Origin of the sequence: Micromonospora sp. DH13 (genome assembly GCF_020873825.1) — a bacterium.
In the GTDB taxonomy this organism is placed as follows: domain Bacteria; phylum Actinomycetota; class Actinomycetes; order Mycobacteriales; family Micromonosporaceae; genus Micromonospora; species Micromonospora haikouensis.
Genome location: NZ_JAHWGR010000021.1, coordinates 14,424 through 38,947, shown reverse-complemented (window position 1 = coordinate 38,947; position 24,524 = coordinate 14,424). Strand labels below are relative to the sequence as shown.

The 24,524-nt window shown below is 74.7% G+C and carries 22 protein-coding genes; 5 read left to right on the top strand and 17 right to left on the bottom strand.

The features are described from left to right. Positions 1-28: 28 nt before the first annotated feature. The 4 genes from LPA42_RS20135 to pepN all read right to left on the bottom strand — a co-directional run bounded on the left by LPA42_RS20135 (position 29) and on the right by pepN (position 4,435). The gene (locus LPA42_RS20135) at positions 29-658 is read right to left on the bottom strand and encodes a histidine phosphatase family protein (protein WP_077938729.1); all 630 of its coding nucleotides are present in this window, start codon (positions 656-658) and stop codon (positions 29-31) included. Then, positions 655-1,065, bottom strand: coding sequence for a ribosome silencing factor (gene rsfS, locus LPA42_RS20130; protein WP_043966746.1), 411 nt, complete (start codon positions 1,063-1,065; stop codon positions 655-657). The genes LPA42_RS20135 and rsfS overlap by 4 nt, the downstream gene beginning before the upstream one ends. Positions 1,066-1,175: 110 nt before the next feature. Continuing rightward, on the bottom strand, positions 1,176-1,772 hold the full coding sequence (gene nadD / locus LPA42_RS20125; RefSeq protein ID WP_077938728.1) for a nicotinate-nucleotide adenylyltransferase: 597 nt from the start codon (positions 1,770-1,772) through the stop codon (positions 1,176-1,178). Between the two features lie 146 nt (positions 1,773-1,918). Then, positions 1,919-4,435, bottom strand: coding sequence for an aminopeptidase N (pepN, locus tag LPA42_RS20120; protein WP_077938727.1), 2,517 nt, complete (start codon positions 4,433-4,435; stop codon positions 1,919-1,921). Positions 4,436-4,502: 67 nt separating this feature from the next. Between pepN and LPA42_RS20115 the strand changes: the two genes are divergently transcribed. Continuing rightward, positions 4,503-4,721: a DUF397 domain-containing protein gene (locus tag LPA42_RS20115; protein ID WP_013287999.1), complete on the top strand. Its 219-nt coding sequence runs from the start codon at positions 4,503-4,505 to the stop codon at positions 4,719-4,721. Between the two features lie 120 nt (positions 4,722-4,841). Here the strand turns inward: LPA42_RS20115 and LPA42_RS20110 are convergent, their stop codons facing one another. Beyond that, on the bottom strand, positions 4,842-5,243 hold the full coding sequence (locus LPA42_RS20110; RefSeq protein ID WP_077938726.1) for a hypothetical protein: 402 nt from the start codon (positions 5,241-5,243) through the stop codon (positions 4,842-4,844). A 275-nt stretch (positions 5,244-5,518) separates the two neighbouring features. On the opposite strand from LPA42_RS20110, the gene LPA42_RS20105 reads away from it, so the two are divergent. Then, positions 5,519-6,766 (top strand): cytochrome P450, encoded by a 1,248-nt coding sequence (locus LPA42_RS20105; RefSeq protein WP_077938725.1) that lies wholly within the window; start codon positions 5,519-5,521, stop codon positions 6,764-6,766. A gap of 94 nt (positions 6,767-6,860) precedes the next feature. On the opposite strand, the gene LPA42_RS20100 is transcribed toward LPA42_RS20105, so the two are convergent. Genes LPA42_RS20100 through LPA42_RS20090 form a run of 3 tightly spaced genes read right to left on the bottom strand, consistent with a single transcriptional unit; the run spans position 6,861 to position 8,789 of the window. After that, positions 6,861-7,511 carry a DUF3618 domain-containing protein gene (locus LPA42_RS20100; RefSeq protein ID WP_077938724.1) on the bottom strand — a complete coding sequence of 217 codons (651 nt, stop codon included), beginning with the start codon at positions 7,509-7,511 and terminating at the stop codon, positions 6,861-6,863. Then, complete coding sequence (locus tag LPA42_RS20095) at positions 7,508-7,972, bottom strand: phage holin family protein (protein ID WP_077938723.1); 465 nt, start codon at positions 7,970-7,972, stop codon at positions 7,508-7,510. Before LPA42_RS20095 ends, LPA42_RS20100 begins: the two co-directional genes overlap by 4 nt. A 31-nt stretch (positions 7,973-8,003) precedes the next feature. Next, positions 8,004-8,789, bottom strand: a complete 786-nt coding sequence (locus tag LPA42_RS20090) for a hypothetical protein (protein WP_077938722.1) — start codon at positions 8,787-8,789, stop codon at positions 8,004-8,006. Positions 8,790-8,982: 193 nt separating this feature from the next. Here LPA42_RS20090 and LPA42_RS20085 point away from each other — a divergent pair, with 193 nt between their 5' ends. Continuing rightward, on the top strand, positions 8,983-9,462 hold the full coding sequence (locus tag LPA42_RS20085) for a DUF4383 domain-containing protein (RefSeq protein WP_077938721.1): 480 nt from the start codon (positions 8,983-8,985) through the stop codon (positions 9,460-9,462). A 37-nt stretch (positions 9,463-9,499) separates the two neighbouring features. Here the strand turns inward: LPA42_RS20085 and LPA42_RS20080 are convergent, their stop codons facing one another. The 8 genes from LPA42_RS20080 to LPA42_RS20045 all read right to left on the bottom strand — a co-directional run bounded on the left by LPA42_RS20080 (position 9,500) and on the right by LPA42_RS20045 (position 19,330). Next, entirely contained in the window at positions 9,500-9,949 is a 450-nt protein-coding gene (locus LPA42_RS20080) for a GNAT family N-acetyltransferase (protein ID WP_043966731.1), read from the bottom strand. 110 nt (positions 9,950-10,059) lie between these two features. Further along, a complete protein-coding gene (gene obgE, locus LPA42_RS20075; RefSeq protein ID WP_077938720.1) occupies positions 10,060-11,565 on the bottom strand; it encodes a GTPase ObgE in 1,506 nt (501 codons plus the stop codon). A 94-nt stretch (positions 11,566-11,659) separates the two neighbouring features. After that, positions 11,660-11,914, bottom strand: a complete 255-nt coding sequence (gene rpmA, locus LPA42_RS20070) for a 50S ribosomal protein L27 (protein WP_043966727.1) — start codon at positions 11,912-11,914, stop codon at positions 11,660-11,662. Positions 11,915-11,925: 11 nt separating this feature from the next. After that, the gene (gene rplU / locus LPA42_RS20065) at positions 11,926-12,240 is read right to left on the bottom strand and encodes a 50S ribosomal protein L21 (protein WP_007072512.1); all 315 of its coding nucleotides are present in this window, start codon (positions 12,238-12,240) and stop codon (positions 11,926-11,928) included. Between the two features lie 189 nt (positions 12,241-12,429). Beyond that, positions 12,430-12,960 carry a hypothetical protein gene (locus tag LPA42_RS20060; protein WP_077938719.1) on the bottom strand — a complete coding sequence of 177 codons (531 nt, stop codon included), beginning with the start codon at positions 12,958-12,960 and terminating at the stop codon, positions 12,430-12,432. A gap of 118 nt (positions 12,961-13,078) precedes the next feature. Beyond that, complete coding sequence (locus LPA42_RS20055; protein WP_077938718.1) at positions 13,079-16,387, bottom strand: Rne/Rng family ribonuclease; 3,309 nt, start codon at positions 16,385-16,387, stop codon at positions 13,079-13,081. A gap of 138 nt (positions 16,388-16,525) precedes the next feature. Further along, positions 16,526-17,239 (bottom strand): TIGR03936 family radical SAM-associated protein, encoded by a 714-nt coding sequence (locus LPA42_RS20050; protein ID WP_077938717.1) that lies wholly within the window; start codon positions 17,237-17,239, stop codon positions 16,526-16,528. Between the two features lie 99 nt (positions 17,240-17,338). Then, positions 17,339-19,330: a TIGR03960 family B12-binding radical SAM protein gene (locus LPA42_RS20045; protein ID WP_077938747.1), complete on the bottom strand. Its 1,992-nt coding sequence runs from the start codon at positions 19,328-19,330 to the stop codon at positions 17,339-17,341. A 240-nt stretch (positions 19,331-19,570) separates the two neighbouring features. Between LPA42_RS20045 and LPA42_RS20040 the strand changes: the two genes are divergently transcribed. Both LPA42_RS20040 and LPA42_RS20035 read left to right on the top strand, forming a co-directional pair. Continuing rightward, positions 19,571-21,925: a hypothetical protein gene (locus LPA42_RS20040; protein WP_228986771.1), complete on the top strand. Its 2,355-nt coding sequence runs from the start codon at positions 19,571-19,573 to the stop codon at positions 21,923-21,925. Between the two features lie 129 nt (positions 21,926-22,054). After that, the gene (locus LPA42_RS20035; RefSeq protein WP_077938713.1) at positions 22,055-23,524 is read left to right on the top strand and encodes a cryptochrome/photolyase family protein; all 1,470 of its coding nucleotides are present in this window, start codon (positions 22,055-22,057) and stop codon (positions 23,522-23,524) included. A gap of 84 nt (positions 23,525-23,608) precedes the next feature. Here the strand turns inward: LPA42_RS20035 and LPA42_RS20030 are convergent, their stop codons facing one another. Further along, positions 23,609-24,310 carry a 1-acyl-sn-glycerol-3-phosphate acyltransferase gene (locus LPA42_RS20030; RefSeq protein WP_043966714.1) on the bottom strand — a complete coding sequence of 234 codons (702 nt, stop codon included), beginning with the start codon at positions 24,308-24,310 and terminating at the stop codon, positions 23,609-23,611. Between the last annotated feature and the right edge of the window lie 214 nt (positions 24,311-24,524).

Here is a 24,524-nt window from a genome sequence, read left to right as displayed (position 1 = left end):
GGGAACAGTGGCCCGGGACGCCGCCGGGTCAGACCGCCTCGGCTGCCGCCGTGGTGGTCAGCACGCCGACGTTGTGCGCCCGCAGGTGCCAGCCCCGCGTGCCACTGTCGCGCAGCTCGGTCCAGTGGCAGTTGCGCAGGGCACCGATCGCCCGCAGCACCGCGTGGTCCCAGCCGAGCAGGTGCCCGCAGCCCTGCCGGGCCGCGCCACCGTGGGTGGCGATCACGATCGTCGCGCCGGGCGCGGCGTCGGCCGCGTCCTGCAGGGCGCCGCCGACCCGCTTGCCGAGGTCGTCGAGGCTCTCGATGTCGGCGCCCGGGTCGGGGTGGCCGGCCCGCCAGCGGGCGTGCTCGTCGGGGTAGCGCTGCTCCGCCTCGGCGAGCTCCAGCCCCTGCCACCGCCCGAAGTACCGCTCGCGCAGCCGGGGGTCGGCACGCACCGGCAGGCCGGTGAGCGCGGCGAGGGCGGCGGCGGTGTCGGCGGCGCGGCGCAGGTCGCTGGCCACGATCGCGTCGGGGCGCAGGGCCGCGAGCAGCGGCGCGGCGGCGGCGGCCTGCTCGCGGCCGAGGTCGTTGAGGGGTATGTCGGTCTGGCCCTGCACCCGGCTCGCGGCGTTCCAGTCAGTGTTGCCGTGCCGCCAGACGATCAGTCGGGTCATTCGGCCGGTGCGGTGCCGGCGGCGGCGTCGGCCTCGACCAGGTCCCGGTCGACGAACGGGATCTGCGGGCAGTCCTTCCAGAGCCGGTCGAGGGCGTAGAACTCGCGCTCCTCGGTGTGCTGGACATGGACCACCATGTCGACGTAGTCGAGCAGCACCCAGCGCCCGCCCCGCTCGCCCTCGCGCCGGACCGGCTTGGCCTTCTCCGGCAGCTCCAGCAGCCGCTCCTCGATGGCGTCGACGATGGCCAGCACCTGACGCTCGTTGGGGGCGGCGGCGAGCAGGAACGCGTCGGTGATGGCGAGCTGGTCACCCACGTCGATGATGACGATGTCCTGCGCCTTCTTGTCGGCCGCGGCCTGGGCGGCGGCCATCGCCAGCTCGTGAGCGCGTTCGGAAACTGTCACCGTTCTCCTTCGATCAACCGTGCGACCCTCCAAGCGTCTCACACCCGTCGGCGTGACGACCTGTCGGTTCTGGCCGGTTTCGGGGACGAACGACCGCATATCCGGCGCGATCACTGCTGATAGAGGCGCCGTTTCGCGATGTACTGCACCACACCGTCGGGCACCAGATACCAGACCGGTTCGCCCCGGGCCACCCGGGCGCGGCAGTCCGTCGACGAGATGGCCATCGCGGGCACCTGCACCAGGCTCACCGTGTCGGCGGGCACGTGCTCGTCGGTCAGCTCGAACCCGGGGCGGGTGACGCCGATGAAGTGGGCCAGCGCGAAGATCTCGTCGAGATCCTTCCAGGACAGGATCCGCTCCAGCGCGTCCGCGCCGGTGATGAAGTAGAGCTGCACCTTCGGCCCGTACTCGGCGTGCAGGTCGCGCAGCGTGTCGACGGTGTACGTCGGCCCACCCCGGTCGATGTCGACCCGGCTGACCTGGAACCGGGGGTTGGACGCGGTGGCGATGACGGTCATCAGGTAGCGGTCCTCGGCCGGGGTGACCGGCTGGTCCGCCTTCTGCCACGGCTGCCCGGTCGGCACGAAGACGACCTCGTCCAGCCCGAACCGGTCGGCCACCTCGCTGGCCGCGACCAGGTGACCGTGGTGGATCGGGTCGAACGTGCCGCCCATGATCCCGACCCGCCGGATGTCTTCCCGCACCCGCAGATCGTATGCGGGCCGCGCGCGGCGGTGCCCCCGACCCGGTTCTCGACCCCTCCCCGACCCGGGCCGCGGGCGCGGCCGGGGCCAGGGGAAGGCCGAAGACGGGACGGAACAGGGCGTTACGGTCCCCGGGCCGCGGCGGATCAGGCCGAGGCGGCGGCCACGGCGGTGCGGGCCACCAGGGCGCGGCGCAGGTCGTCGTCGGCGTCGGTGACCACCCGGCGCAGGCCGGGCGTGACGTCGTCGCGGGCCAGCAGCGCCGCGGCCAGTTCCCGGGTGGGCTGTGCCACGGCGTAGCGGGGGTAGGCGTCGGCCGCGACCTGGTCGGCGACCCAGGGGGTACGCCTGCGCGCCGCCGCCGGCATGTCGGCGAAGTACCGCTCGACGTACGGCCCGGTCAGCTCGGCCTGCTCGGGCTGCCAGAACCCCTGCGCGGCCGCCTCGACCAGCCGGTTGGACAGCTCGGTGTTGCGCACCACGATCTCCCACGCCGCCGCCTTCGCGGCCGGGTCGGGCAGCGCGGCCCGGCACCGGGCGGCTCGCTCGGCGCCGGTGGCGCTCGGGTCGGCCACCCTTTCGGCGGCGATCTCGGCCTCCCCGGCCGCGCCGAGCACCACGAGCCGGCCCAGCAGCGCCCAGCGCAGCTCGGCGTCCACGGCCAGCCCGGCGGGGACGCCGTCGCCGGCCAGCCAGCCGGCGAGCAGGTCGGCGTCGGTGCTGGCCCCGATCAGGGCCCGGGCGGCGGCGAGCTGCCGCGACCCGCCCGGCTCGGCGGCGGCGAGCAGGCGCTGGCCGGCACCGGCGAGCCGGAGCAGCGCCGCGTCCCGGGCGAGGGGGTCGAGATAGCGGTCGACCAGCGGCCGGACGGTGCGCAGCACGTCCTCCACGATGATCACCTCGGTCTCGCCGGGGAGGGCCGCGGCGACCAGCTCCACCAGGGCGGCGACGGGCCGCTCGCCGTCGGTGGCCGCGTCCAGCGCCTCGCCCCACAGCAGGGCCCGGGCCAGCGGGTCGGCCAGGGTCGGCAGCACCAGCGGCACCGCGTCGACGGAGGCGGGGTCGAGGCGGATCTTGGCGAAGGTGAGGTCACCGGCGTTGGGCAACAGCAGCTGGGCGGCCGGCTGCCCGCGTAGCCCGGCGAGGACCGTCCGGCCGCCGTCGGAATCCGGGTCGAGGTCGACCTCGTCGCGGGTGACGGTGCCGTCGGCGGCGTACCGGGCGACGCCGACGCGGTGCGGGCGCAGCACCGGGTGGCCGGCCGGGGCGGTCTGCACGATCGCCGCGTCCGCGTACCGGCCGTCGGCGTCGAGCGTCACGTCGGCCCGCAGGGTGTTGACCTGGGCCCGGCGCAGCCAGCGCTCGGCCCAGCCCGACAGGTCCCGCCCGGCGGCGGTGGAGAGCGCGCCGAGCAGGTCGGTGAGGGTGGCGTTGCCGAACCGGTGCGCCGCGAAGTGGGCGTTCAGCCCGGCCAGGAACGCGTCGTCGCCGAGCCAGGCGACGAGCTGGCGCAGCACGCTGGCGCCCTTGGCGTACGAGATGCCGTCGAAGTTGAGCAGCGCCAGGGCGGCGTCGGCGACCTCCTCCGGCGCGACGGGATGGGTGGAGGGACGCTGGTCGGCCGCGTACCCCCAGCCCTTGCGGCGCAGGGCGAACGTCGTCCACGCCCGGTCGAACCGGGTCGCCTCGGCGGTGACCCGGGTGCCCAGGTACTCCGCGAACGACTCGTTGAGCCACAGGTCGTCCCACCAGCGCATGGTGACCAGGTCGCCGAACCACATGTGGGCCATCTCGTGGGCGATGGTGGTGGCCCGCAGCTCGCGCTGGGTGTCGGTGACCGCCGAGCGGAACACGAGGTCGTCGCGGAAGGTGACCAGGCCCGGGTTCTCCATCGCGCCGGCGTTGAACTCCGGCACGAACGCCTGGTCGTACTTGCCGAAGGGGTAGCGCTCGGCGAACAGCTCGTGGAACCGGTCCAGGCACTGGCGGGTGACGGTGAGGATCTCCTCGACGTCGGCGTCCAGGTGGGCGGCGAGCGAACGCCGGCACCAGACGCCCAGCGGGATGCCGTCGTGCTCGGCGCGGCGCACGTGCCAGGGCCCGGCGATCAGCGTGACGAAGTACGGCGCCAGCGGGGCCGTGGGGGCGAACTCCCAGCGCCCCGGCCGGGGCGTCGCGGCCAGCGCGCCGTTGGCGGCGACCGTCCACTGCGGCGGCGCGGTGACGGCGAGCCGGACCGGGGCCTTCAGGTCGGGCTGGTCGAAGGCGGCGAAGATGCGCTGCGCGTTGTCCAGGAAGGACATGGCGTAGAGGTAGGTCTCGCCGTCGGCGGGGTCGACGAACCGGTGCAGCCCCTCGCCGGTGTTCGAGTAGGCCATCTCGGCCTCGACGACCAGCGTGTTGGCCTCGGCGAGGCCGGTCAGCGGCAGCCGGTTGCCGGCGAGCGTCGCCGGGTCGAGGGGCCGCCCGTTCAGGCGTGCCCCCAGCAGTTGCGCGGGCAGCACCTCGACGAAGGTCTCCGCGCCGGGGGTCGCCCGGAAGCGGATGGTGGCGTGCGAGCGGAACCGCTCGTCGCCTGCGGTCAGGTCGAGGTCCACGTGGTAGGACTCGACGGTAATCAACGCGCCACGCGCGGTCGCCTCTACACGGCTCAGGCTCGGCATCCGCTTATCCTGCCCGATGGGGAACCACACTCGTTTCCCGTCACGGCATGCGATGGAGGAAGCAACAATGGGTCAGCACCCCAAGGGCGACTTCGACCTGTCCCGGGCGGTCTGGCAGCGGGCCGAGGGGGACACCTCGGAAGGCGCGGTCGAGGTGGCCTTCGTCGACGACCTGATCGGCATGCGCAACTCCGCCGAGCCGGACGGCCCGGTGCTCGTCTTCACCCAGGCCGAGTGGGACGCGTTCGTCGCCGGCGCCCAGGACGGCGAGTTCGACCTGGACTGAACCGGGCCGCCGGGCCGCGACCGCCTGTAGCCCGCGGGGACGGCACGCCGACGTGCGTCCCCGGGAGCGGCAGCCGGTCACGGCCCGGCCCCAAACCTCCCAAATCGCCCGAAACGCCCGTCAGTCGCCGTCGCCCCAGCCGAGGCCGCCGGGGCCCGGGGCGTGATGGAAGCCGGGGTGACCGGCCACGTCGGCGCAGCGCTCCCCGTCGGGGCCGATCGCCCCGCAGAACAGCCGCTCGGCCCGGTGCCAGGCGTCGGCCGGGGACAGCGCGGCGGCCCCGAGGGCCAGCTCGGGGCGGAGCACGCTCAGCCCTTCGGCGTACGTCACGGCCAGCTCGCGGGCCAGGTCGGGCCCGGCGGCGGCGAAGCCGAGATGCACGGTGAACCAGCGCGGTGGGCGCTGCTCCCGGCGGGGCCGGGCGAGCAGCGGGCCCACCGGCTCCCCGCCGCCGGCCCGGCCCGCGCCCAGCGCGTCGACCGCCCGCCGCTGTCGCCAGTATCGCGACGCGTTCTCCCGCATGTGTCCTCCCCGTCGTGACTGCCCGGACGCTCCCGCCACCGGCGGCCCGAGCGCCCCGGACCGACCGGTCGCCGGCCCGTGCGCTCCAGATAACCAGGTTCCCGGCGCCCTGGGAGGGGCCAGCCGGCGCCCGCCGCGCGGACCGCCGTCGCGCCGTCGGCCTCCGCAAGCCTCGACCGGGCTCGGCCGGGCTGCGGGGATTCGGCCGCCGCGACGTGGGTAGACGAACCCCCACCGCGCGGTGCCACCGGGCGGGGAACGTCAGGAGGGGTCCGATGGCCAGCATGCCGGCCGACCGCAGCCCGGACAGCACCCTGGCCCTGCTGCGGGAGGGCTACCGGTTCATCGGCGACCGCTGCGACCGGTACGGCACCGACATCTTCCAGACCAGGCTGCTGCTCGAACCGACCATCTGCCTGCGCGGCCGACCGGCGGCGGCGATCTTCTACGACCCCGAGCGCTTCGTCCGGGCGGGCGCGGCGCCGAAGCGGATGCAGCGGACCCTCACCGGCGTGGGCGGGGTGCAGGGCCTCGACGGGGCAGCCCACCACGACCGCAAGGCCATGTTCATGTCGATCATGACGCCGTCGGCGGTCCGGCAGCTCGGCCAGCTCTTCGACGACGAGTGGCGGGCCCGGGTGCCGGCCTGGGAGCGTGCCGGCCGGGTGGTGCTGCACGACGAGGTGGCCCCGCTGCTCACCCGGGCCGTCTGCGCCTGGGCCGGTGTGCCGCTGGCCGACACCGAGGTGGCCCGGCGCACCGCCGTCATGCGGTCGATGATCGAGGGGCCCACCGCGTTCGGCCCCCGGCACTGGCGGGGCCGGGTCGGCCGCCGCCGCGGCGAGCGGTGGCTCGGGGAGGTCGTCGAACGCGCCCGGGTGGGCGTCCTGCCGGCCCCGCCGGGCAGCGCGCTGCGGGCGATCGCCGAGCACCGGGACGGCCGGGGGCAGCTGCTGCCCCGCCGGATCGCCGCCGTGGAGCTGCTCAACGTGCTGCGACCCACCGTCGCTGTCGACCGTTTCGTGGTCTTCGCCGCGCTCGCCCTGCACGACCACCCGCAGTGGCGCGACCAGGTGCGCGGCGACGACGACGCCACCGAGTGCTTCGTACAGGAGGTACGCCGCTACTACCCGTTCTTCCCCGTCGCCGCCGCCCGGGTGCGGCGCTCCTTCGACTGGCAGGGGCACCACTTCCCGCAGGGCCGGCGGGTGCTGCTCGACCTGTACGGCACCAACCACCACGAGGCGCTCTGGCCCGAGCCGGAACGGTTCCGCCCGGAGCGCTTCGCCGGCTGGCGCGGCGACCCGTACGCGCTGGTGCCGCAGGGCGGCGGCGAGCACCTGACCGGCCACCGCTGCGCCGGCGAGTGGATCACCATCGAGCTGCTGAAGCGGGCCGTCACCAACCTGACCACGACCATGCGCTACGAGGTCCCGCCGCAGGACCTCGCGATCGACCTACGGCGGATGCCCGCCCTGCCGCCGAGCGGCCTCGTCATCGCCGACGTGCGCCGCACCGCCTGACCCCGGTGCAAGGAAGGGCCCCCTGTTAACGCATTCTGTTGTACAGGGGACCCTTCCCAACCCGGGGCCGCGAGCTGCGGCGGGATCTCCTCCGTCAGTACCGCACCTGGTCGCGGGACTGCTGCGCGTGGTCCTTCACGTCGTGGGCGGCCGACCGGGTGTCGTCGCGAACGGCGTGCACGGCGTCCTGGGCGGTGGCCTTCACCGACTCGCCCGCGTGCTGCGCCGGCTCGCGCAGCTCCTCCCTCAGCTCGCCGGCGACCTCGCCGAGCTTCTCCTTCACCGCGCCGGCGTGCGCGCCGGCCCGCTCCTTGACCTGGGCGGCCACCTGCTGCTCGCGGCGGCTCGCCGGGATCAGGGAGGAGACCAGCATGCCGACGCCGAAGGCGATCAGGCCGGCGGCCAGCGGGTTGCCCTCGGACTTCTCCCGCAGCACCTGCGGCGCCCGCTGGGCGGCGTCGCCGACGGTGGAGGCCGCCGAGTGCGCCTTGTCGCTCACCGTGGACGCGGCCGACGACGCCCGGTCGGCCACCGCGTGGGCGGCGTGTCCGGTGCTGTGGCCGTAGTCGGAAGCGGTGCCCATGACCTTGTCCCTCACATTCTGCAGCGCGTTGCGCGCCCGCTGCTTGCGGTCGTCGACGATGCGGCCCGGGCTGACCTTGTACGCCAGGGCGTCCACGTCGGTGCTGAGGCTGTTGCGGGTGGCCTCGATCTCCCGGCGGATCTGGTCGGGATCGGTGCTCATCGGGTGACTCCCTCCGGGTGGGGCTTGAGCGCGTCGGGAATGCGCTGCACGCTGTCGTTGGTCTGCCTGAGGCCGCGTACGCGCTGGGCGTGCTTCTTGGCCAGGGAGTAGAGGACGGCGGCGATCGCGCCCCACAGCACGGCGACGATCAACGCGGCCCAGCCGGCGTCCAGCACGTTGGACAGCCCGGCCCAGAGCGCGATCGACAGGAACAGCGCCACCATGTACCCGCCGAAGCCGGCGCCGCCGAACAGTCCGGCGGCCTTGCCTGCCTTCCTGCCCTCCTGGCGGATCTCGGCCTTGGCCAGCTCCACCTCCTGGCGCATCAGCGTGGACAGGTCGGTGCTCACCTGGCGCAGCAGCTCACCGATCGAGCTGCTCCTGACCTCGTCCGCGGTGTGCGGGGCACCCGCGGGGTGGTACCCGGAGTCGAGTCCGGGGTCCTGCGTCGGCGCGGTCATGCCGTTTCCTCCCTTCGGCTGGCTCGACGGCTCACGGGCGGGAAGCGCCGCTGGACGGCACGCCCGGCAGCGGGTCGGTCTGGGTCACCGGGGGCAGCGGCGTCCCGGTGCCGTCCGCCGGGTCGGCGTAGCCGGTGGTGGTGCCCGGGTCGGGGTAGGCCGCGCCCTGGCCGGTGTGGCCGGCCTCGGGGGTCGGATCGAGGTAGCCGCCCGGGGGGATCTGGTCCGGCACGGCACGCTGGGCCGGCGGCGTCGGGATGACGGCGGTGCGCTCCGGGTCGTACGCCGGGGTCGAGCCGCCGCCGGGGCCGTCGGACGCCGCGGACAGCCCCCTGGTCAGCCGGCCGGCGAGCACGCCGAGCACGGCGGCGCCGACGAGGAAGGTGCCCGGGTTACGGCGGGCGTAGTCCTTGACCTCGGTGAGGATGTCGCCGGGCTGCCGCTCCTCCAGCCAGCCGGCCACGCCGTTGACGCGCTCGGCGGCCTGGTGGGCCAGCTCGGTCACCGGGCCGGACTGGCCGCTGTTCTGCGCCATCGTGCGCATCTCGTCGGCCAGCGAACGCAGCCCGCCGGCCGCCCGGCGCTGCTGCTCCCCGGCCTGCCCGGCGAACTGGTCGCGGGCCTCGCCATAGAGGTTGCGGGCCTGCCGCGCGGCCTCGCCGACGACCTCCCGGCCCTGCTCCCTGGCGGTCTGCGCCACCGCACCGCCCGCGTGCACGGCCTCCGAGCCCACCTGGCGGGCCTGATCGCGTACGCCGTGGCCGTTGCTCGACTCCTGCCCGTACGTGGACGTCGTGGGTGAGAGATCGTAGGTCATGATGTCCCTTCCGCTCGATAAGTCGTCGCGGTAGTCAAATCAGGGGATTCGCCGGCGTTCATCCTGCCGGCGTCTTTTGACCTACCCTCGCTCCGAGGGCCCACACCTGATTCCCGGTTTCTCTGCGGAACGTGTCGCCGCGCACACACAATGGAGGATCGTCGGGGGCTGCTGATCCATGGAGGTGACATCGATGGCGCGTGACCGGCAGCGCCCACGGGCCCGGGTGCAGGTGGCCGCCGTCGCGGTGGCCGTGCTCTTCCTCCTGCTCGGGGTGCTCGGCTTCGTCCCGGGCATCACCACCGGATACGACGACCTGACCTTCGCCGGGCACCACTCGGGCGCCGAGCTGCTGGGGCTGTTCCAGGTCTCGGTCCTACACAACGCCCTGCACCTGATCTTCGGGCTGGCCGGGCTGGCCCTGGCCCGCAGCGTCGCCGGGGCCCGGGTCTTCCTGGCCGGCGGCGGCGCACTCTATCTCGGGCTCTGCCTCTACGGGCTGTTCGTCAAGTTCGCCGAAAACGAGCACGGCGCGGCCAACTTCATCCCGCTCAACGGCGCGGACGACTTCCTGCACCTGCTGCTCGGCCTCGGCATGCTCGCCCTGGGCCTGCTGCTGTCCAACCGGGTGGGCACGGGCGGTCGGCTGGACGACCCGATCGACCGCCCCTGACCGGGCCGCCCCGCCCGGCCGGCGCGCGCCCGCGAAGTCAGGCGGCCACCGGGAGGCGCTTGGCGAAGCAGCGGCTGTACGGGTTGTCGACGTACTCGCCGTACACGGGGATGGGGGCGTACCCGCAGGAGGTGTAGAGGCCGATGGCCGCCGGCAGGTAGCTGCCGGTCTCCAGCCGCAGCTCGGCGTACCCCTGCTGGAAGGCCAGGTCCTCCAGGGCGGCCAGCAGCTGGCGGGCGATCCCCCGGCCCCGGAAGGCGGGCCGGACGTACATCCGCTTCAGCTCGCCGGTGCGCGGGTCGAGCTCCTGGATGCCGCCGCACGCGACGGCCCGGCCGGCGTCGACGACGGCGAGGTAGCGGATGTCGTCGTGGGTGACGGTCACCTGCCCGTCCAGCCCGCCGTCGGCCTCGCGCAGCTCACGCTGCTGCGCCACGACCAGGGTGGCGATCTCCGGGTCGGTCGTGGGCCGCGATTCGATCAGCATCCCGTCAAGCTAGGCGCGGCGGATTTCCGGCAGGTTTCCGGCGGGCGACCCGCCGGCGGAGGCCCCGCGAGCGGTCGTCGTCGCGTCGCCGGGCCGCTCCCCGTCGCCGCCTACTTCTCGTCGCTCGCCCACTGCTCGTCGTCGAGGTCGTCGGCGAGGTCGTCGTCGGCGGTCGGCTCGTCGTCGGTGACGTCGGCCCCCAGCTCGTCGGCGGGCCGCACCCGGCGGGCCTTGCGCGCGGCGAGCCGCTCGGCGGCCGAGGGGCGGCTCGACTTCTCCTCCAGCCGCACGTCGGTGCCCCGGTTGCCGGGGACGAAGTCGACACCCGCGTAGAGGGTGGGCTGCCAGTCGAACTCGCGCTCGCCGATGCGCACCAGGTCGCCCGGGTTCGCCCCGGCCTTGGCCAGCTTGTCCTCGACGCCGAGGCGGGCCAGCCGGTCGGCCAGGTAGCCCACGGCCTCGTCGTTGTCGAAGTTCGTCTGCCGCACCCAGCGCTCCGGCCGCTCGCCCCGGACGGTGAACGATCCGTCCGGCTCGGCGGTGATGGTGAAGCCGGTGTCGTCGACCGCCCTCGGGCGGATGACGATCCGGGTCGGCTCGGCCGGCGGGGCGGCGGCGCGGGCCTTCTCGACCAGCTCCGCCATGGCGAACATCAGCTCCTTGAGGCCCTCGTGCGTCGCCGCGGAGACCTCGAACACCCGCAGGCCACGGGCCTCCAGGTCGGCGCGGACGATGTCGGCGAGGTCCCGGCCGTCCGGCACGTCGATCTTGTTGAGGGCGACGAGGCGGGGCCGGTCGGTGAGCCCGCCGTACTGGCTCAGCTCCGACTCGATGGCGTCGATGTCTGCCAGCGGGTCCCGGCCCGGCTCCAGCGTCGCGGTGTCGATCACGTGCACCAGCACCGCACAGCGCTCGACGTGCCGGAGGAACTCCAGCCCGAGGCCCTTGCCGGTGGCCGCGCCGGGAATGAGGCCGGGCACGTCGGCGACGGTGAAGGTGTGGTTGTCGACCCGGACCACGCCCAGGTTCGGCACGAGGGTGGTGAACGGGTAGTCGGCGATCTTCGGCTTGGCGGCGGAGATGACCGAGATCAGCGACGACTTGCCGGCCGACGGGAAGCCGACCAGGCCCACGTCGGCGACGCTCTTGAGCTCCAGCACCACGTCGAGCTGCTCGCCGGGCTCGCCCAGCTCGGCGAAGCCGGGGGCCTTGCGCCGGGCGTTGGCCAACGAGGCGTTGCCCCGGCCGCCCCGGCCGCCCCGGGCCACCTCGAACGTGGTGCCCGCGCCGACCATGTCGGCCAGCACCTCGCCGCCGGGGGTCTGCACGACGGTGCCGTTGGGCACCTTGAGCACCAGGCCGCGCCCGTTCGCGCCGTCCCGGTTCGAGCCCGCGCCGCCCTTGCCGTTCTCGCCCTTGACGTGCGGGTGGAAGTGGAAGTCGAGCAGGGTGTGCACCTGCGGGTCGACGACCAGGGTCACGCTGCCGCCGTGCCCGCCGTTGCCGCCGTCCGGGCCCCCGAACGGCTTGAACTTCTCCCGGTGGATCGAGACACAGCCGTGCCCGCCGTCGCCGGCCTGCAGGTGCAGGACGACCCGGTCCACGAACATCGTCACGTCGTCAATCCTTCCAGCGGGAGACGCCCCGCACGTACGAGAAAAAGCGAAGCGGGCCGGGACCAACCGGTCCGCGGCCCGCGACGCGTCGAAACTACTGCTGCGGCACGATGCTGACGGTCTTGCGACCGCGCTTGGTGCCGAACAGGACCGAGCCGGCGGCCAGCGCGAAGAGCGTGTCGTCGCCGCCGCGGCCGACCAGGTCACCGGGGTGGAACTTGGTGCCACGCTGCCGGATGAGGATCTCACCCGCGCTGACGACCTGACCACCGAAGCGCTTCACGCCGAGTCGCTGGGCCGCGGAGTCACGGCCGTTGCGCGAGCTGGACGCACCCTTTTTGTGAGCCATCTGAGGACGACCTACTTCCCGCTGGAGATGCCGGTCACCTTGACCTGGGTCAGCGGCTGGCGGTGACCCTGGCGCTTGTGGTAGCCGGTCTTGTTCTTGAACTTGTGAATCTTGATCTTCGGGCCCTTGGTGTGCGCGGCGATCTCGCCGGACACCGCGACCTCGGCAAGCTTCGCCGCGTCGGTCACCAGGTCGTCACCGTCGACGAGGAGCACCGCGGTGAGCTTCACCGCGTCGCCGGGGGCACCGGCGAGCTTCTCGACCTCGATCACGTCGCCCTCGGCGACCTTGTACTGCTTGCCGCCGGTCTTGACGATCGCGTACATCGGAGGCGGACTCCCTGTCGTTGAGGCTGCTGGCGGTCGTTCCCTCGGCGGCTCGCCGGGTAGCAGAAGCGCGGCGGCGCGGGCACGCGGGAACTCGGCACACCAAAGTGCGCCGCAAGATAGCGTACGCCATCGGCGGGGCGACACCCAAACCGGGGTGCGCCGTCCCGCCGGCCGGCGGGGAGCCGGTCAGCGGGCGCAGAGCTGGTCGAGGCGCTGCTGGAGCTCGTCCAGCTCCTCCTCGTCGATCGCGTCCACGTCGGTGCCGAGCATCCCCACCTCGGTGGCGAGGTCGGCCAGGAGCGTCCGCAGCTGCGGGTCGGTCGCCCGGGTCGACTGCTCCCGCAGCGCCGTCCGCCAGCCGGTCAACGCCGCCTCCGCCCGCTTGCGGGCGGCCTCTGCCGTAGCGCTGTCGCTCGCGCCGACCGCACCGATCATCCGGCCCAGCTCCGCCACGTACGTGCGGACCGCCGCGCCGCTGGCCTGCTGGGCGGCGGCGCAGACCTCCGGGGCGTTCCCCCCGGCCGCGCCGCTCGCGGCGGGCGGCCCGCCCGACGCGCCGGGTGCCGCGCCCCCGCCGCCCGGGGTCGCCCCGCCGACCGCCGCCGGGGAGGAGCCGCCCGGGGAGTCGGCGGGGTCGGAGCCGGAGCGCTCGGCGGAGCAGGCCGCCGTGGCGGACAAGACGACCGCGGCGACGGTGAGGGCGAGCAGACGACGCATTCTTCTTCTCCTGACCGGGGGTGGCCGATCCTAACCGGGGTCCGGCACGCGACAGGACCCCCGCCCCGGTGCTGTCACCCGGGCAGGGGCCCTGCGAAACGCGCGGCCGGTCAGCCGGTCACGGGCGGGTACGCCGCCGGGTGCCACCCCGGCGGGAGCGCCGCCGGCCGCCACCGGTGTCGCCGCCGTCGCCGTCGCCCTCGTCGTCGCCGAGCGCGTCCGGATCGTCGGCACCCGCCAGCCGGGCGGACTCGCCCTGCTGGCTGTCCGCCACGGCCGGCGCGGCGGCGGTGTCCGCCTCGTACCGGGACAGGTCGTAGCCCATCGTGTCGTGGTAGTCGGCCTCGGTGTCGGCGTCGGCCGGCGCCTCGACCACCTCGACCACCGTGCGCTCCGGGGCCGCGCTCTTGCGCGCCCGACGCCGCGACGACGCCCCGCCGACCGACTCGGCCGGGGCCGGTGCGGCGGCGGGGGCCGCCGAGGCGACCGCCTTGACCTTGTCCCCCGCGCCGCCGCCCGAACGGGGCTTCTCCGGCACCGGCTCGGTGTGGATGATCAGGCCCCGCCCCTTGCAGCACTCGCAGGGCTCGCTGAACGCCTCCAGCAGCCCCGCGCCGATCCGCTTGCGGGTCATCTGCACCAGCCCGAGCGAGGTGATCTCGGTGACCTGGTGCTTCGTGCGGTCCCGGCCGAGGCACTCCGTGAGCCGGCGCAGCACCAGCTCGCGGTTGGACTCCAGCACCATGTCGATGAAGTCGATCACGACGATGCCGCCGATGTCGCGCAACCGGAGCTGGCGGACGATCTCCTCGGCCGCCTCCAGGTTGTTCCGGGTGACCGTCTCCTCCAGGTTGCCGCCGGAGCCGGTGTACTTGCCGGTGTTGACGTCGATGACGGTCATCGCCTCGGTGCGGTCGATCACCAGCGAGCCGCCGGAGGGCAGGAAGACCTTCCGGTCCAGGCCCTTGAGGATCTGCTCGTCAATCCGGTACGTGGCGAACACGTCGGTCGTGCCGGCGTGCCGGCGCACCCGGTCGACCAGGTCCGGCGAGACGTGCGAGAGGTAGGACTCGACCATCCCGTACGACTCGTCGCCCTCGATCACCAGCTCGCGGAAGTCCTCGTTGAACAGGTCCCGCACGACCCGGATGACCAGGTCCGGCTCCTCGTAGAGCAGCACCGGGGCGCCGCCGGAGGCGGCCTTGGCCTGGATGTCCTCCCACTGGGCCTGCAGGCGCTTGACGTCGCGGGCCAGCTCGTCCTCGCTCGCCCCCTCGGCGGCGGTCCGGACGATCACGCCCGCGCCGTCCGGGACCAGCTTCTTGAGCGCGTCGCGCAGCCGCTTACGCTCGGTGTCCGGCAGCTTGCGGCTGATGCCCGAGGCGTTGCCGTTCGGCACGTAGACCAGGTGCCGGCCGGAGAGCGCGATGTGGCTGGTCAGCCGGGCGCCCTTGTGCCCGATCGGGTCCTTGGTGACCTGCACCAGCACCGAGTCGCCGGAGCGCAGGGCCTGCTCGATCGACCGGGCCCGCCCCTCCAGGCCGGTGGTGTCCCAGTTGACCTCGCCCGCGTACAGGACGGCGTTGCGGCCGCGCCCGATGTCGACGAAGGCCGCCTCCATGCTCGGCAGGACGTTCTGCACCTTGCCGAGGTAGACGTTGCCGGCCATGGTGCCGGAGGAGTTGCGGGTGACGTAGTGCTCGACCAGCACGCCGTCCTCCAGGACGGCGATCTGGGTGCGGTCACCGCGCTGGCGGACGGCCATCACCCGGTCGACCGCCTCCCGGCGGGCCAGGAACTCGGACTCGCTCAGGATCGGCGGGCGGGTCCGGCGCTGCTCCCGGCCGTCCCGGCGGCGCTGCCGCTTGGCCTCCAGCCGGGTCGAGCCGGAGACACCCTGCACCTCGTCGACGGCCTTGCGCGGCTCCCGGATCTTGACGACCGTCGGCACGCCGTCGTCGGCGCCCCCGTCGGTGTCCCCGGCGCCCCGGCGGCGGCGACGCCGCCGACGACGGGTCAGCCCGTCCCCGCCCTCGTCGGTCTCGCCCTCGCCCTCGTCCTCGTCGCCCTCGGCTTCGGGCTCCTCGGCCTGGGCGGCCTCCTCGGCCTCGTCGTCGTCGGCCTCGTCCGCGCCGCCCTTGCCCCGGCCCCGGCCCCGGCGTCCCCGGCGGCGACGCCGACGGGCGGCGCTCTCCTCGTCTTCCTCGTCCTCGGCGGCCTCGGGCTCCTCCGCCTCGGCGGCCGGCTCCTCCTCGACCTCCGGCGCCTCGGCCTGCTCGACCGGCTCGACCTCGCGCCGGGCGCGGCGACGCCGGCGGGGCGGCTCGGGCTGCTCCTCGACCGGCTCCGGCTCCACCGGCGTCGACACCACGACCCGGGCGACCGGCGGCTCGTCCGGCTGCGGGGCCATGAAGAGGACGGTCGGCGCGGAGAGAACGGCCCGCCGCCGGCGGGTCCTCGGCTCGGCGGCCTCGACCGGCTCGCTGGGCGTGGCGGGCTCGGCGGCCACGGCGGGTTCGCTGGCCTGCGCGGGCTCGGCGGGCTCGGCGGGCTCGATGATCTCGGCAGCCTCGGCGGTGCCGGCCGGCAGTTCGACGGCACCGGAGACGGCCACCCCGGGCGGCACCTCCCCGGAACGGTTCTCGGCGCCGCTGGACCGGCGGCGGCCACGCCCGGCGGCGGCCCGGCCGGAAGCGGCCGGCTGGCTGGCCTCGGTCGCGCCGGCTGCCGGCTGGTCCACGGCACCGCCGGCAGCGGCAGCATCCGGCTGGGCTGCGGCAGCGGACGGCGGCTGGGCTGCCGGCGGCTCGGCCACGGCCGGCGTCGGCGCGGCCTCCGTCGGCTGCTCGCCCGGCGCGGCGGCCTCGGCCGGCTCGGCGGCCGGGGCCTCCGCCGGGGCCGCGGCGGCCTTGCGGCGGCGGGTCCGGGTGACCTTGACCGGGGGTACGACCTCCGCGCCGGCCTCCTCCGCGGCGGCGGCGACGATCGGCTCCGCCGTCGCCTTCGCGGTGGTCGCCTTCCGGCGTCGACGCGGCGTCTTCGGCGCCTCCTCCAGCTCACCGGCGACCGGGGCGAGGACCTCGGCCTGGGGGGCCTCCCCGCTGGCCGAGCCGGCGGAGGTGGACGCCTCCACCGGAGCCTCGGTCTGCTCCGGCTGGTTCAGCGGGGTGGCCCGCCGACGGGTGGCCCGCTTGCGGGGCGGCGGGGCCGGCGCCTCGGCGGCGGCATCCCCGGCGGCCTCGCCCTGCGCGGCGGTGGGCCCGCCGGCCGGGGCCGCCCCCTCGGCGGTGGGGCCGCCCGCGGTGAGATCCGCCGTGCCGGTGACGGTGTCACCGCCGGCGCGGCCGGTGTCGGTGGTGCGGTCAGCGGTGTCGCCGGCCGGCTGGGAACCGGTCCGTTCGCCGCCCTCGGGCTCGTTCTCGAGCATGGACGTTCTCCAGTTCTGGCTGCCCCGGGCGCGGGTGAGCGCTGCCACGCAGGGTCGCCGCAAAAGTGTTTCCGCCGGGCGCGCGAGCTGCGCGACCGCCGAAGTCTGCCTGCCAGAACGCTGACCGTCGGTCAACGCTCACACGATGGCTGCCCCGTCGCGATCCGCGTCCAACGGATCGACGATCTCGCCCTGTGCGGTCAACGTGCCCTGCGCCAGCCGGATCACCCTCGGGGAGACCGGCGGCTCCAGGTCGGCCACCGCGCGCAGGCCGGAAAGGACGTCATCGGGTCGCACGGACGGGGTGACCTGCCGGACGACCAGTTCGAGTATCGCACACGACACGCCCGGTGCCCCGGAAGGCGTCTCGACGGACCGGATCACATCGATCTTCATGACTGCCGCGCGGGCATCGAAGGTGCGCCGCCCCTGCTTCGTCATCCGCTCGACCTGAACCTCCCCCGCCGCCGCGAAAGCGGCCACGGCGCGCTCCAGCACGGCCGGCTCCACCTCCGGCAGCTCGATCCGCCAGTACGACGCCTCGATCCGGTCGGCCAGGCTGCCCCCGGCGGCGACGACCGCGTCGAGGACGTCGAGCCCGGGCGAGAGCGCGGCGTCCAGCGCCGCCCGGAGCTGCCCCGGGTCGACCGGCTCCCGCAGCCCGATCTCCAGGTACTCCGCCTCGCTGGCCACCCCGGTCGGGGCCGCGCTGGCGTACGAGATCTTGGGGTGCGGGGTGAAGCCCTGGGAGAAGGCGATCGGCACCCCGGCCCGCCGCAGCGCCCGCTCGAACGCGCGGGCGAAGTCGCGGTGCGAGGTGAACCGCAACGGCCCACGCTTGGCGTACCGGATGCGGACGCGCTGGACGACCGGCGCCTGCCCGCCCTCCGGCTGTGGTTTCCTACTGATCGTCGTGCTCCTCGGATCGGTTGATCATCCCGCGCGGGGGGATCACTGCGGGGTGGGGGCGGGAATCCGCAGCCCGGCACCGTTGACCGGGGTCAGTGGGAGCAGCTTCCTGCCCGTGGGGCCGATCTGGATCTCGGTGTCCATCGACGGGCAGACGCCGCAGTCGAAGCACGGGGTCCACCGGCAGTCGTCCTGCTCGTACTCGGACAGCGAATCCTGCCAGTCCTGCCAGAGCCAGTCCTTGTCCAGGCCCGAGTCCAGGTGGTCCCAGGGCAGGACCTCCAGCTCGTCGCGCTGGCGGGTGGTGTACCAGTCGAGGTCCACGCCGAAGGCCGGCAGCACCTCGGTCGCGGCGTCCACCCACCGCTGGTACGAGAAGTGCTCGCTCCAGCCGTCGAACCGGCCACCGTTCTCCCACACCCGCCGGATGACCGCGCCGACCCGGCGGTCGCCCCGGCTGAGCAGGCCCTCGATCAGCGACGGCTCGCCGTCGTGGTAGCGGAAGCCGATCGCCCGGCCGAGCGAACGGTCGGCGTTGATCGCCTGCTTGAGCAGCCGCAGCCGGTGGTCGATGACCTCCGGCCGCTCCATCGACGCCCACTGGAACGGGGTGTGCGGCTTCGGCACGAACCCGCCGATCGAGACCGTGCAGCGGATGTCCTTGCTGCCGGTGGCGGCCCGGCCCGCCCGGATCACCTCGTGCGCCATGTCCGCGATCTCCAGGACGTCGGCGTCGGTCTCGGTGGGCAGGCCGCACATGAAGTAGAGCTTCACCTGCCGCCAGCCGTTGGTGTACGCGGTGACGACGGTGCGGATCAGGTCTTCCTTCGACACCATCTTGTTGATGACCTTGCGGATCCGCTCCGACCCGCCCTCGGGGGCGAAGGTCAGACCGGTGCGCCGGCCGTTGCGCGACAGCTCCTGCGCCAGGTCGATGTTGAACGCGTCCACCCGCGTCGACGGCAGCGACAGCGACACGTTGGTGCCGGCGTACTGCTCGGCCAGGCCCGAGCACATGTCGCCGATCTCCGAGTGGTCGGCCGACGACAGCGACAGCAGACCCACCTCGTGGAAGCCGGAGAACTCCAGCCCCTGCTGCACCATCTGCCCCACCGTCGTGATGGACCGCTCCCGCACCGGCCGGGTGATCATGCCGGCCTGGCAGAACCGGCAACCCCGGGTGCACCCCCGGAAGATCTCCACCGCGTACCGCTCGTGGACCGTCTCGGCCAACGGGACCAGGGGCTTCTTCGGGTACGGCCAGGCGTCCAGGTCCATCGTCGTGCGCTTGTGCACCCGGAAGGGCACGTCCGCCCGGTTCGGCACCACCCGCTGGATCCGGCCGTCGGGCAGGTAGTCCACGTCGTAGAAGCGCGGCACGTAGACGCTCTCCGTGCGGGCCAGCCGCAGCAGCAGCTCGTCCCGGCCGCCCGGGGAGCCCTCGGCCTTCCACTCCCGGACGATCGCCGTGATCTCCAGGACGGCCTCCTCGCCGTCGCCGAGCACGGCGGCGTCGACGAAGTCGGCGATCGGCTCCGGGTTGAACGCGGCGTGCCCGCCGGCCACGATGACCGGGTCGGCGTCGGTGCGGTCGGCCGCCAGCAGCGGAATGCCCGCCAGGTCGATCGCGGTGAGCAGGTTGGTGTAGCCCAGCTCGGTGGAGAACGAGACGCCGAACACGTCGAAGTCGCGCACCGAGCGGTGGGCGTCGACGGTGAACTGCGGCACGCCGTGGGCGCGCATCAGCTTCTCCAGGTCGGGCCAGACCGCGTACGTCCGCTCGGCCAGCACGTCCGGCAGCTCGTTGAGCACCTCGTAGAGGATCTGCACGCCCTGGTTGGGCAGGCCCACCTCGTACGCGTCGGGATACATCAGCGCCCAGCGCACGACGACCTCGTCCCAGCCCTTGACCACCGCGCCCAGCTCGCCACCGACGTACTGGATGGGCTTGGTCACCTGGGGCAGCAGCGGCTCCAGACGGGGCCAGATCGACGGCTCCACGGCGGGACGCGGCGTGGTGGACGGAACGCTCATGATGCCCAAGGGTACGCGTCCGCCCGCCGGCCGCCGCGTCGCGCCCACCGCGCCCGCCCGGCCCCAGCCGGAAGAACGTCCGGTCCCGCGGCGCGGCCCGGTCACCGCTGCGGGATCTCCCGGCTCCCGGCGTGGGCAAGCGGGCCGCGAGCCTGGTCACGGTCGCCCCGGACGTGGGCGGATCGCCGCCGGTGGCACGCCGGTACTAACCTCGGACCGGCGCGAGAGGAGATTGCCGCGATGCCGCACCCGCAGCCGGGAGCAGATCGACCGGCCGACGGGGGCACCCCGGCCGTCGACCAGGACCAGGGCCCGGCGGTCGCCGGAGAGGCGGCCCCCTCCCCCGTACCATCGCCCGTCGCACCGACCCCGCACGGCCCCGCCGAGCCTGCCGACAGCGGGCAGGCCGACACCACGCAGGCCGGGCAGACCGACACCGAGCAGGTCGACACCCAGCAGGTCGGCACCCAGCGGGTCGAGCCGGTCGATGCCGTGCCGGTCCCCTCCGCCGAGCCGGCGACCGGCACGACGGCGACCGACGACACGACCGCGACCGACACGACGGCGACCGGCTCCACAGCGACCGGCTCCACGGCGACCGACGACACGACGGCCCCGGTCGAGACGGCGGCCATGGAGCACGCGCCGACCGACCCGGAGACGCCGACCGACGGAGAACCGAGGACGAACGGCGCGACCGGCGCCGACGGAGAGCCGCCGACCGGCGGTGCGACGAGGGCCGACGGTGCGGTGAGGGCCGACGGTGCGGTGAGGGCCGACGGCGCGGCGACCGACGGGGCGACCGGCGACGGAGCGGTGGCGACCGGCGACGGAGCGGTGGCGACCGGCGACAGCACGGAGGTGACCGACGGGGCGATCGACCACGGAACCGACGCGACCAGGACCGCCGCGCTCCCCGACGGCGGGGCCGCCGAGGCGACCGTCCCGGTCGCGGACGCCTCGCCGGAGCCCGGTTCGTCGCCGGAGCCGGAGCCCACCCGGGTCGATCCTGCCGGTGCCCACGGGGCACCTGCCGCGCCGCCTCGACCGGTCGGCTCCGCCACCCCGGCGCGCCCCGGCCCGGACCCGACCCGGATCGCCCCCACCCCGCCGCTCCCCGGCCCGGACCCGACCCGGGTCGAGCCCACGCCGCCGCGGCCCGCCCTCGGCCGGGCCGGTGTGACCTCGCCGGCCTTCGCCCCGGGCCGCGCCAGGGCCAGCAGGCCGACCCCCACCCAGGACCCGACGAGGATCGAGGCCCACCAGGACGCGAAGCTGGGCCCGCGCCCGGACGCCACGAGGCTGGATCCCGGCCCGGACGCCCCGGAATCCGCCGCACGCCCGGACGCCACGAAGCTGGACGCGCGTCCGGACCGGACGACCGTCGACCCCGCCGCCGCCGAGCCGCCCGCGCTCCGCTTGCGCGGGTCCGCGTCGGTCCCGCCGCCGGCCCCGCGCAAGCGGAGCTGGGGGGAGTCCGCCGTGTTCACCCCGCCTGCCCCTCCACCGTCGACCCCGCCCCCGGCTCCGCTGCCGCCCGCACCGGTCGGGCACGGGCCGCTGCCGCCCCCGGAGAGCCAGGTTCCGGTGGACCCGTGGGCCGGCGTGGACACCGGCAGTTGGGACCTGCACGCCGCCGAACTGCCCCCGCTGCCGCCGACCACGCCGTACCCCGCGACGCCACCCACCCGGCAGTACCCGGGGCCGGCGGCCGGCTCGGCACCCGTCGTCGGTCGCGGCACCCCGGCGGCGTCCCACCCGGTGACCCCGCCGCAGCCGGCCCGGCCCGTGTCGCCCGCGGCCCGGCCCGTCAGCCCACCGCCGGCCGCCCGGTCCGCCCCGCCGCCCATGGCCCGGCCGCTGCCGCCGGCACCCGCCCGGCAGGTGTCGCCGCCCCGGCAGGTGTCGCCTCCGCCGGCCCGACAGGTGTCACCCCCGCCTGCGGCTCGCCCGGTGGCACCGCCCCCACCGCCTCCGCAACAACGCCGGCCCGCCCCTCCCCCGCCCGCGCCGAAGGCCCCCCGCCGACGCCGGCGGCGCTGGCCGTGGGTGCTGCTGTTGAGCATCGCCTGCTGCTGCGGCTGCCCGGCGTACTGGGTCAAGCCGATGTGGGAGCAGTATCCGGCGAAGGCGGCGCTGCCTGCGCAGATCGCCGACCTGTCGCTGCGCGAGGACGCCCGCAGCAAGGCCACCGCGAACCAGCTCGAGGCCGAGACGCGCGAGGCGCACCTGCTGGCCGAGGACACCTTCGCCGGCGTGTACGCCTCGTCGGCGGGCAAGCCCGTCGTCGTGTTCGGCGGCACCGGCTTCCGGTTGACCCCCGAGAGCGACGCGGACGACGAACTGGCCCGGCTCAAGCCGCGATACCAGCTCGGCGATCCGCAGGTGGTCGACACCGACGTCCGGGGGCGGTTCGCCCGCTGCGCCGTCGGCGCGCTCGACGCCACCGCCGTCGTGGTCTGCACCTCGGTCGACCACGGCAGCCTCACCACCGGGATCTTCACCCAGCTCTCCGTGGACGACAGCGCCCGGCTGCTCGACGAGATGCGCGAGCAGATCATCACCCCGGAACAGGTGGGCTCCAGCGCGACGTGACGCGCCCCGCCCGGCGGGCGGGCGACGGGAGGCGGACCAGCGGGCGGCGGGTCCGCGCCGGTGGTCTCGGGTGCTCGGGTTTTCCGGCTTCCGGGCCGGACGGCGGCCGACCCGGGCCACAATCGGGGCATGTCGCGGCGTTGGCTCTTCGCCGATCAGCTGGGGCCGCACTTCCTCGACGACCGCCGCCAGCCGGTCCTGCTGATCGAGTCGAAGGCGGTCTTCCGCCGCCGCGTCTACCACCGGCAGAAGGCGCACCTGATCCTCTCCGCGCTGCGCCACCGCGCCGCCGAGCTCGGTGCGCAGGCCACCTACCTGCGCACCGAGACGTACGCGGAGGGGCTGCGCAAGGTCCGCGAGCCGGTCGAGGTGTGTCATCCCACCTCGCGCCGGGCCCTGGAGTTCGTCCGGCGGCGGGACGGGGTGACCGTGCTGCCGCCGCGCGGCTTCGTCACCAGCCTGGACGACTTCGCCGAGTGGGCCGGTGGGCGGCGCGGCGCGCTGCGGATGGAGGCGTTCTACCGGTTCGCCCGCGAGCACCACCGGGTGCTGGTCGACGGCGACGAGCCGGTCGGCGGCCGGTGGAGCCTGGACGTCGAGAACCGGGAGCCGCCGCCGAAGGACGGCAGGCTCGCCGTCCCCGCCGCGCCGGTGCCGAAGGAGGACGACATCGACGCCGAGGTCCGCGCCGACCTCGACCGCTGGGAGCGGGAGGGCATCCGGTTCGTCGGCCGGGACGGGCCACGGCGCTTCCCGGCCACCACGAAGGAGGCCCAGGCCCGGCTGCGCCACTTCCTGCGGCACCGGCTGCCGGCCTTCGGCCCGTACGAGGACGCGATGCTCTCCACCGACCCGTGGCTGGCGCACAGCATGCTCTCCTCCTCGTTCAACCTCGGCCTGCTCGACCCCCTCGACGCGATCCGGGGCGCGGAGAAGGCGTACCGGAGCCAGGGCGCGCCGCTGGCCAGCGTGGAGGGCTTCGTGCGGCAGGTCCTGGGCTGGCGGGACTTCGTCTGGCACCTGTACTGGCACTTCGACGCCGGTTGGCGGCGCAGCAACGCGCTCGCGGCCCGCCGCGCGGTGCCCGGCTGGTTCCAGGAGCTGGACGCCGACGCGGTGCAGGCGCACTGCCTGTCGGACGTGCTGGCCGGGGTGCGCGACCACGGCTGGGTGCACCACATCCCCCGGCTGATGGTGCTCGGCAACTACGCCCTGCAGCGCGGCTGGCGGCCGGCCGAGCTGGTGGAGTGGTTCCACACCCGCTTCGTGGACGGCTACGAGTGGGTGATGACCGCCAACGTGGTCGGCATGAGCCAGTACGCCGACCTGGGCCGGATGACCACCAAGCCGTACGTCTCCGGCGGCGCGTACGTCAACCGGATGAGCGACTACTGCGGCGGCTGCCGGTACGACCCGAGGAAGCGGCTCGGCGCGGACGCGTGCCCGTACACGGCGGGGTACTGGGCGTTCCTGGACCGCAACCGGGACCGGATCCCGGCGAACGCCCGGATGGCCCGCACGATGAAGCAGCTGGACCGCCTCGCGGACGTCGACCGGGTCGTGGCGCAGGAACGCCGCCGCGGCAACGACGCGCCGTGACGACCCGCCCCGCAGAACCGACCCGCCCCTTGGGAACGGCCGTAGAAACGGCGCGACCCGGGAGGCCGGGCGTGCTCGGGCGGGTCAGGCCCCGGCCGGGGGCTCGCCGGCGACCGGCGCGTTCGCGCGCGGCGGGGCGTAGCGCGGGACGTACTCCTGACCGGTGAGCTTCTGGATCTCGCTCATCAGCTCGTCGGTCATCTCGCGCAGCGACGTCCGGTCGTCGGGGCGACCGGTGAAGTCCAGCGGCTTGCCGAACCGGACGATGATCTTCGACTTGCCCGGCCGGGGCACCCGGGCGCCGATCGGCTGGGCCTTGTCGGTGCCGATCATGCCGACCGGGATGATCGGCACGCCGGCCGCTACGGCCAGCCGGGCAGCGCCGGTGCGCCCCCGGTAGAGCCGCCCGTCGGGCGAGCGGGTCCCCTCCGGGTAGACGGCGACCAGGTCGCCGCCCCGCAGGGCCGGGATCGCCGCGTCGAACGCGGACAGCGCGGCCCGACCGCCGGCCCGCTCGACGGGGATCGCCCCCAGGCCGGTGAGCACGAACTTGGAGAAGGCACCCTTCACGCCGGTGCCCTTGAAGTATTCCGACTTCGCCCAGAACGCCAGGTGCCGGGGCACGACCGTGCCGAGGAACAGCTCGTCGGCGACCGAGAGGTGGTTGCCGGCGAAGATCGCGCCCCCGGTCTCCGGGATGTGCTCGAGCCCCTCCACGGTCGGTCGGAACGCCAACCGGAGCGTGGGTGCCACGGTGAGCTTGCCGATGGTGTAGAGCAGCGGCACTGGTCCTCCGGGGTCGTGCTGGGACAGGCGGCCGTGCGGTGACGGCCGGTCGGGCCGGTAACCAGCGGTCGGGCCGATACCGGCGGTCGTACTGGCACGGGTGTTGTCACGTTAGCCGACGCTGTCGAGCCCGCCCGCACGGGTCGCCGCCGCGCCCGCTCCGTGGCCGCCCCGCCCCTTCCTGGCCGCCGCGACCTTTCCTTGCCGCCGCGAC

Bases quoted from the DNA above. Each gene is read 5' to 3' on its own strand.
- LPA42_RS20135 (WP_077938729.1), bottom strand. From the start codon at position 658: ATGACCCGACTGATCGTCTGGCGGCACGGCAACACTGACTGGAACGCC.
- pepN (WP_077938727.1), bottom strand. From the start codon at position 4,435: ATGCCGAGCCTGAGCCGTGTAGAGGCGACCGCGCGTGGCGCGTTGATT.
- LPA42_RS20115 (WP_013287999.1), top strand. From the start codon at position 4,503: ATGGGTCAGCACCCCAAGGGCGACTTCGACCTGTCCCGGGCGGTCTGG.
- LPA42_RS20110 (WP_077938726.1), bottom strand. From the start codon at position 5,243: ATGCGGGAGAACGCGTCGCGATACTGGCGACAGCGGCGGGCGGTCGAC.
- LPA42_RS20105 (WP_077938725.1), top strand. From the start codon at position 5,519: ATGGCCAGCATGCCGGCCGACCGCAGCCCGGACAGCACCCTGGCCCTG.
- LPA42_RS20100 (WP_077938724.1), bottom strand. From the start codon at position 7,511: ATGAGCACCGATCCCGACCAGATCCGCCGGGAGATCGAGGCCACCCGC.
- LPA42_RS20095 (WP_077938723.1), bottom strand. From the start codon at position 7,972: ATGACCGCGCCGACGCAGGACCCCGGACTCGACTCCGGGTACCACCCC.
- LPA42_RS20090 (WP_077938722.1), bottom strand. From the start codon at position 8,789: ATGACCTACGATCTCTCACCCACGACGTCCACGTACGGGCAGGAGTCG.
- LPA42_RS20085 (WP_077938721.1), top strand. From the start codon at position 8,983: ATGGCGCGTGACCGGCAGCGCCCACGGGCCCGGGTGCAGGTGGCCGCC.
- LPA42_RS20080 (WP_043966731.1), bottom strand. From the start codon at position 9,949: ATGCTGATCGAATCGCGGCCCACGACCGACCCGGAGATCGCCACCCTG.
- rpmA (WP_043966727.1), bottom strand. From the start codon at position 11,914: ATGGCTCACAAAAAGGGTGCGTCCAGCTCGCGCAACGGCCGTGACTCC.
- rplU (WP_007072512.1), bottom strand. From the start codon at position 12,240: ATGTACGCGATCGTCAAGACCGGCGGCAAGCAGTACAAGGTCGCCGAG.
- LPA42_RS20060 (WP_077938719.1), bottom strand. From the start codon at position 12,960: ATGCGTCGTCTGCTCGCCCTCACCGTCGCCGCGGTCGTCTTGTCCGCC.
- LPA42_RS20055 (WP_077938718.1), bottom strand. From the start codon at position 16,387: ATGCTCGAGAACGAGCCCGAGGGCGGCGAACGGACCGGTTCCCAGCCG.
- LPA42_RS20045 (WP_077938747.1), bottom strand. From the start codon at position 19,330: ATGAGCGTTCCGTCCACCACGCCGCGTCCCGCCGTGGAGCCGTCGATC.
- LPA42_RS20040 (WP_228986771.1), top strand. From the start codon at position 19,571: ATGCCGCACCCGCAGCCGGGAGCAGATCGACCGGCCGACGGGGGCACC.
- LPA42_RS20035 (WP_077938713.1), top strand. From the start codon at position 22,055: ATGTCGCGGCGTTGGCTCTTCGCCGATCAGCTGGGGCCGCACTTCCTC.